General features: G+C 66.2%; 1 pseudogene. It reads left to right on the forward strand.

The window, feature by feature from the left end:
* Window positions 1–940: pseudogene (locus HX846_RS35920) on the forward strand (transcriptional regulator); the annotation flags it as partial.

The raw sequence follows: 940 nt of genomic DNA on the forward strand, positions 1-940 counted from the left end.
GGGCGAACGGGTACACGACCTCGCCCCGTTGCTGGTGCCGGACGAAGACGTGAACTTGAGTGCCGAGCAAGCCATGACCTGGTCGGGCATCGCGTTGTTCATCGAACGGGTCAAGGCCCTCGACCCCGGCTTCGTGTTCAAGGACACCGACGTCGCCGCCGCCAGCGCCATCTGTCGCAAGCTCGATAGCAACGCCCTGGCCATCGAAATCGCCGCAGCGCGGGTCCGCACCTTTGGCATCCAGGACCTGGTGGGGTTGCTCGACGGCAGCTTCCGCCTGCAAATGACCGGCCGGCGCACCGCCCTCGCCCGCCACCGTTCACTGAGCGCGACCCTGGACTGGACCTACTCGATGCTCACCGGCGACGAACAGGCCATGTTGCGCCAACTGGCGGTGTTCACCGGTTCTTTTACCCTGGACGCGGTCAAGGCCATGACCGCCAGCAGCACCCTCGATGCACGCAATGCCCTGCCCTTGCTGGAAAGCCTGATGGACAAGTCGCTGCTGATCGCCGGTGAATCGCAGTTGCTCAAGCGCTACCGCCTGCTGGAAACCACCCGCGCCTACGCCCTGGAGAAACTCAACGAACACGGCGAAGCCGACGCCACCCGCCAGCGTCATGCACTGTATGCGCTGGGCGTATTGCAGGAAGCCGGGCAGACCCTCGACGGGCTTTCTCCCGAGACCTGGATCGGCCTCTACGGCCCGGAAATCAACACCATCCGCACCGCGCTGGAGTGGGCCTTTTCAGCCTCGGGCGACCTGCCCACCGGCATCGAACTGACCCTGGGCGGTGTGCCGCTGTGGCTGCGCCTGTCGCTGGTCAGCGAGTGCCGCACCTGGGTCGACAAAGGCCTGGCCAGCGCCGCCACCACCCCGCTGCCGCTGCGCCAGCGCATGCTGTTGCAAACCGCCCTGGCCAGCGTGCTGATGCTCACC

The sequence above is a fragment of the Pseudomonas sp. K5002 genome, assembly GCF_013386655.1.
GTDB lineage: Bacteria > Pseudomonadota > Gammaproteobacteria > Pseudomonadales > Pseudomonadaceae > Aquipseudomonas.